We start from the raw sequence: 6,128 nt of genomic DNA on the forward strand, positions 1-6,128 counted from the left end.
GAGTTACATCATCATTCGAGACTGCTGATCCAGTCCGACAAAATCTGCAGCAGCTGCTGCGGTTTTTCCAGCGGCGTCATATGTCCGCAGTTTTCGACCAGCACCATGTGCGCCGTGGCGATCTGGTCCAGCATCTGCTGCGACTCGGCGATGCTGCTGAGCTGGTCGTTGCTGCTGGCGACGATCAGCGTAGGGCATTGGATTTTATGCAGTTCGGCATAGCCGTCGCTGCGCAAGGCCGACAGCTGGCGGATAAAGACGTCCTTGCCGTTGCGCAGCGCCATCGCTTGCAGCCGTTCCAGCAGCACGCGGTCATGCGCCAGGTCAGGATGCAGCGAAGACGCCAGGGCGCGGCTGGTGAGGCCCTTGAACGGCACTTGCTTCGCCAGCTCCAGCTGCACCTTGTTGCCGGCGATCTCGCGCGGATTCTGCTGCCGCGCCGAGGTGTTCAGCAGCGCCAGCGCAATCACCCGTTCCGGCGCCTGCTGCATGATGGCCTGCGCCACATAGCCGCCCATGGAAAAGCCGATCAGGATGAAACGCGGCGGCGCCTGCTGCAGCACGCGCGCCGCCATGGCGCTGATCGAATCGTCCTGGCCGACATCGCCGAAGTGCAGCTGGCCCAGCTGTTGCAGGCCTGCGCGCATGTCGTCCCACAGGGTCTGGTCGAGCATGAAGCCGGGCAGCAGCAACAGCTGCAGGCGCTCATTGTTTTCTACCGATGGTGCCATTATTTCTTGACCACTTCCTGTTCCACGATCATGTCGAGCGTCCACTTGATCGAACTGGCGTCGGCTGGCGGATTGAGCACCGGCTCTTCCAGGATGCGCAGCCGGTAGGCGATACCGGGTTCATATTTGAAGCCAACGATATTGCCGTACCAGAGCTGCCACGGATCTTCCTTGCGTTCGCGGATCTGCAGGCAGGTGGTGCGCATCACGCCGGCGCTGCAAGGCGCTTTTTCCGCTGCAACGTAAACAAATTTGATCTTGGCGGCCGCACTCGGCTTTTCGCGCTGATAGAAGCTGAGCGTCTGGCCATCCAGGGTTTTCATTTCCAGCACCGGGCCGCTGATCTTGTAGTGGTCGACGGCTTGCAGCTTGTCGAGGAAATCGGCTTCGAACTGCATCGCTGGCGGCGGGCAAGCCATGCGCGTGGTCACCGCTTCAACAATGGTCAGCTGGCCGGCGGCGCGCACCGAATAGGGTGCTGAAAACTGATTGCAGCCGGCGCGGCCGCTGACTCTGCCCTTGCCGTCCTGCATGTCGAAATTCAGGATGACCGGCTCACCGTTGTCGCCATGCGGGACGCTGTGGCCGCTCCAGCCGGTCAGCTCCCAGCGCACGGCCGACAGCGCCGGATCGTTGCCGGCCACGGGCGCCGGCGGCGTCGCGGCACAAGCGGCCAGGGTAAAGCCGACGGCAGCGCTGACGGTCAGGGCGCGCAAGCGTGGCAGTGAAAAAATCGAGGCAAGCGTCATAGGGACTCCTGATTGCGGTTGGGCCAGACCACATTCTAGCCTAGTGGATTAGCTACTCCAGCCATTTCGCACGGCTGGCGGCCAGCGCTACCGCTGCACACAGCAGGCCGACCAGCGACAACGCCATGGTCAATCCGTAACCATGGGCGACGAAGCCGATCAGCGGCGGACCGATCAGACCTCCGGTATAGCCCATGGTGGTGACACCTGCCAGCGCGGTCGGGCCGTGGCGGCCGGCAGCGCTGAAGATGAATGGAAAGACGGTGGCGACGCCCACCCCGGTCAGCGCAAAGCCGGCGATGGCAAACGGAATTTCGCTGGCGGCCAGCGCAATCAGCAGGCCGATTCCGGCTGCGAGCGCGCCGCCGGCAACGATGCGGCGGGCGCCGAATGCGTCTTTCAAGCGGTCGCCGGCCAGCCTGGTCAGCAGCATCATGCCGGCGAAGAAGGCGAAGGCCAGCGGCGCCACGCCATCGCTGGCCAGCAGCTGGTCCTTCATGTAGACGCCGCTCCAGTCGGCCACCGAACCTTCGACGATGGCGCCGCCGAAAGCCACTACGCCAAGGGCGATCAGGGGGCCGTGCGGCAACGCAAAGTGTTTCTTCCCGGCGATGTACTGTGGCCGGTCGTTCGGCAATGCGCGATAGCACAGGCGCAGCGGCACTAGCGCACACAGGGCAATCGCGACAAAGTGCAGTAAAGGCCCGATACCGAGGCCGGCGATGGCGCTGCCCAGCAGGGCGCCGGAGAGCGTACCGACACAATACCAGGCATGCAGCTGCGACATGATCGAGCGGCCGGCGTTTTTTTCAGCTTCCGCGCCGAGTGTATTGATCGCCACGTTGAAGCAGCTGGAGCAGACGCCGAGACAGAGCATCGCCAGCATCAGCAGCGGCAGGTTGGGCGCCAGCGCCAGGCATGGCACGCTCAGCAACAGCGCCAGGCCGGCATACCAGCAGGCGCGGCGGGCGCCGTAGTGGCCGATCAGCCAGGCCGCCAGCGGAAACGAGCTGACCGCGCCGATGCCGCCGCCCAGCAGGAACAGGCTGATGCTGGCCGGATCCAGCTGCAGATGATCGCGCAGCGCAGGGATGCGCGAAACCCAGCTGGCGAAGATCACGCCGACCAGCAGGAACAGCAGCGGTAGCGCTACCTGACGCATGCGCGGGTGGACTGCACTGGATGATGCGATGGGTATGGACATTGGGCGAAGGAAAAGTGGCTGTCTGGACAGCGGCGGGTGGTGCAGTCAGCGAAATCAGCGCGGCCGGTTCTGCTTCTATAGGCGCCGGCCGCGCTGAGGCAAGGTCAGAAGTCGACCGGTAATGTTTTCAGATGCAGCTGCAAGGCATCCAGCAATGCCTGGCAAGCCTGGTCGGTGCCGACCGTGATGCGCAGGAACTGGGCGATGCGGGCGCTGCTGAAATGGCGCACGATGATGCCGTCGCCGCGCAGGCAGGCGGCCAGCTTGGCGGCGTCATGATGCGGATGACGCGCGAACACGAAGTTGGCGGCCGACGGCAGCACCTCGAAGCCGAGCGCGGCGAGTCCCGCCACCATGTGCTCGCGGCTGGCCATCACTGCATGCCGGGTCTTGTCGAAATGCGCCTGGTCCTTGATGGCGGCAGTGGCGCCGGCGATGGCCATGCGGTCCAGCGGATAGGAGTTGAAACTGTTCTTGACCCGGTCCAGCGCCGTGATCAGGTCCGGATGGCCGATCGCAAAGCCGACCCGCAAGCCGGCCAGCGAGCGCGACTTCGACAGGGTCTGCACCACCAGCAGGTTAGGATAGCGCGCCACCAGCGGGATCGCGCTGTCGCCGCCGAAATCGACATAAGCTTCATCGACGATCACCACGCAGTCAGGTTGCCCCGCCACCAGTCGTTCGACTTCGGCCAGCGGCAGCAGGCAGCCGGTAGGCGCATTCGGATTCGGGAAAATGATGCCGCCGGCAGCGACGCCCAGATAGTCGTCGACGCGCAGGCTGAAATCCGCCGCCAGCGGCACCGTGCGGTGCGCTACCTGATACAGGCCGCAGTAGGTCGGGTAAAAGCTGTAGCTGATGTCCGGGAACAGGATCGGTTCTTCGTGCTGCAGCAGGGCCTGGAAGGCATGCGCCAGCACTTCGTCGGAACCGTTGCCGACGAACACGTGGGCAACGGTGATGCCGTGCGCGGCGTTCTGTTCGGCCAGCGCCCGTTTCAGGACGTCGGCCTCGGGATCGGGATACAGGCGCAGGCTGTCGCCCGCCTCGGCGGCAATCGCGGCCAGCGCCAGCGGCGACGGCCCGTACGGATTCTCATTGGTGTTGAGCTTGACCAGCTTGCTCAGCTTGGGTTGTTCGCCGGGGGTGTAAGGCGTCAGGCGGCTGACGATGGGACTCCAGAATTTGCTCATATTGTGCTGATGGGGGGACGCAGTGCGGTGGCTAAAGAAGGTGGGCGGATCAGCCGTATGGTAGCAAACCCGGAGCGCTCTGGCTGGATTTCGCTGGTTGTATCTAAGTCAACTGGTAACATAGAGGGCTGAATCTGCGGACCCGGTTCGCGCTTTTTCTTATAAGCAACAGGAGCTGCCCTTGAATATATTAGCCGTCAATCAACTTACAACGCTCTGGAATTTCCTCCTCGAATCTTCCCTGCACTACGGCCTGAACGCCGTGCTCGCCATTTTCACGCTGGCGGTGGGCTGGTGGCTGTCCTCGCGTTTCGCCAATGCGCTCGACCGCGTCATGATCCGCGCCAGCCTCGACGCCACCTTGCGGCCGGTGCTGCGCAGCGTGCTGCTGTGGCTGGTGCGCTTGATCACGCTGGTCGCCGTGCTGGGCCAGTTCGGGGTGCAGACCGCGAGTATCGTCGCCATCCTCGGCGCCGCCGGCCTGGCCATCGGCCTGGCCTTGCAAGGCACCTTGCAAAATATCGCGGCCGGCATGATGCTGCTATTCCTGCGGCCGTTCCAGGTGGGTGAATACATTTCCAACGGCAGCATCGAAGGCACGGTCGATGAAATCGGCCTGTTCGCCACCAAGCTGACCAAGGCCGACGGCATCTGCCTGTTCGTACCCAACAATCAGCTCTGGAACAGTGCGCTGACCAACTTCAGCCGCAACAATACGCGCCGTATCGACATGCCGGTCGGCATCAATTACAAGGACAATCCGGCCGCGGCGATCCAGGCGCTGCAAAAGCTGCTGCTGGCGGACGAGCGGATCCTGGCGACGCCGGCGCCGCTGGTGGTGGTCACCGACCATGCCGAGAGCGCAGTGATGCTGAACATGCGAGCCTGGACCACCACTTCCGAATACTGGGCAGTGCGCTGGTCGCTGGCACAAAACCTGCAAGCAGCATTGGCGTCGGTGAACTGCTCGATCCCGTTCCCTACCCGCGAGCTGCTGATCACGCAGGCAGCCGAAGCCGGTACGGCGGCGTAGGAAAAACGGGGCAGGCGTTGACTGGCATTTCTTTTTGATAATAAAATCGCGCGCCTGCCCGATCTCCGCGATGTCTATAACGATTGTGCATAAACCTATGCATAGTTAGCATAGGTTGGCTGTCCACTTTCCGTTACAGTTTCGCTGCGCGACGGCGCATTGTTCAATGCTCATTGAGTAATATTGATCTGCCGCGTGACCGCTGCGTGAGCTTTTTCAGCTCAGGCTGTGGTCCACAATTATTCACAAAATCAGGAGATTTATGTCTACCCGCAAACTTACACTGCGCACTGTCCAATCCTACGCACTAGTGATGTTCGGCGCCTTGCTGCTGTCGACTTCCGCGGTGCAAGCGCAAGATGCACAAGCCAAACTGCCTAACGTCGTGATCCTGGCAACCGGCGGCACCATCGCCGGCACCGGCGCCGACAGCACGACGACCGTGGGCTACACCTCGGCCACCGTGGGCGTGGAAAAATTGATCGCCGCTGTGCCCGAGCTGAAGAAAGTCGCCAACGTCAAGGGTGAGCAGGTATTCCAGATCGCCAGCGAAAGCATGACTAACGACCACTGGCTGAAGCTGGCTAAGCGCGTCAACGCGCTGCTGGCGCAACCGGATGTGGATGGCATCGTCATCACCCACGGCACCGACACCATCGAAGAAACCGCTTATTTCCTCGACCTCACGGTCAAGAGCCGCAAACCGGTAGTAGTGGTCGGCGCCATGCGTCCATCCACCGCGATCTCGGCCGACGGCCCGATCAACCTGTACAACGCGGTCCTGCTGGCCGGCAGCAAGGATGCCATCGGCAAGGGCGTGCTGGTGTCGCTGAACGACCAGATCAACGCTGCGCGCGAAGTCACCAAGACCAATACCTCGACCACCGACACCTTCAAGTCGACCGAACTCGGCATGCTGGGTTACATCCAGGGCAACAAGGCTTATTTCTACCGCCAGTCGACCCGCAAGAACACGGTCGATACCGAATTCGACGTCAGCAAGCTGGACGTGCTGCCGCAGGTTGACATCATCTACGGCTACGCCAACATGACCCGCGCCGCACTCGATGCGCAAGTGGCTTCCGGCGCCAAGGGCATCATCCAGGCCGGCGTCGGCGACGGCAGCATTGCAGCGCAAATGAAAACGCCGCTGGTTGAAGCGCGCAAGAAGGGCGTGATCATCGTTCGCGCCAGCCGCGTCGGCCAGGGCATCGTGGC

At 62.6% G+C, this 6,128-nt stretch carries 6 protein-coding genes; 2 read left to right on the forward strand and 4 right to left on the reverse strand.

Going from position 1 to position 6,128, the window contains the following annotated elements; genetic code table 11:
• Positions 1 to 11: 11 nt before the first annotated feature.
• From VNZ65_RS06430 to hisC, 4 genes are all read right to left on the reverse strand, one after another.
• Entirely contained in the window at positions 12 to 731 is a 720-nt protein-coding gene (locus VNZ65_RS06430) for an alpha/beta hydrolase (protein ID WP_325667208.1), read from the reverse strand.
• Complete coding sequence (locus tag VNZ65_RS06435) at positions 731 to 1,480, reverse strand: META and DUF4377 domain-containing protein (RefSeq protein ID WP_325667210.1); 750 nt, start codon at positions 1,478 to 1,480, stop codon at positions 731 to 733. The genes VNZ65_RS06430 and VNZ65_RS06435 overlap by 1 nt, the downstream gene beginning before the upstream one ends.
• A 52-nt stretch (positions 1,481 to 1,532) precedes the next feature.
• The gene (locus VNZ65_RS06440; protein ID WP_325667212.1) at positions 1,533 to 2,642 is read right to left on the reverse strand and encodes an MFS transporter; all 1,110 of its coding nucleotides are present in this window, start codon (positions 2,640 to 2,642) and stop codon (positions 1,533 to 1,535) included.
• 146 nt (positions 2,643 to 2,788) lie between these two features.
• Entirely contained in the window at positions 2,789 to 3,877 is a 1,089-nt protein-coding gene (hisC, locus tag VNZ65_RS06445; RefSeq protein ID WP_325667214.1) for a histidinol-phosphate transaminase, read from the reverse strand.
• Between the two features lie 181 nt (positions 3,878 to 4,058).
• On the opposite strand from hisC, the gene VNZ65_RS06450 reads away from it, so the two are divergent.
• Complete coding sequence (locus VNZ65_RS06450) at positions 4,059 to 4,910, forward strand: mechanosensitive ion channel family protein (protein ID WP_325667216.1); 852 nt, start codon at positions 4,059 to 4,061, stop codon at positions 4,908 to 4,910.
• A 313-nt stretch (positions 4,911 to 5,223) separates the two neighbouring features.
• Positions 5,224 to 6,128: type II asparaginase (locus tag VNZ65_RS06455; protein WP_325667218.1), on the forward strand; the 905-nt coding region annotated here is incomplete at its 3' end.

Source organism: Collimonas sp., from assembly GCF_035566555.1.
In the GTDB taxonomy this organism is placed as follows: Bacteria; Pseudomonadota; Gammaproteobacteria; order Burkholderiales; family Burkholderiaceae_D; genus Collimonas.

What these genes read in the sequence shown, in the direction of transcription:
- VNZ65_RS06430 (WP_325667208.1), bottom strand. Translation starts at nt 731, where the DNA reads ATGGCACCATCGGTAGAAAACAATGAGCGCCTGCAGCTGTTGCTGCTG.
- VNZ65_RS06435 (WP_325667210.1), bottom strand. Translation starts at nt 1,480, where the DNA reads ATGACGCTTGCCTCGATTTTTTCACTGCCACGCTTGCGCGCCCTGACC.
- VNZ65_RS06440 (WP_325667212.1), bottom strand. Translation starts at nt 2,642, where the DNA reads ATGCGTCAGGTAGCGCTACCGCTGCTGTTCCTGCTGGTCGGCGTGATC.
- hisC (WP_325667214.1), bottom strand. Translation starts at nt 3,877, where the DNA reads ATGAGCAAATTCTGGAGTCCCATCGTCAGCCGCCTGACGCCTTACACC.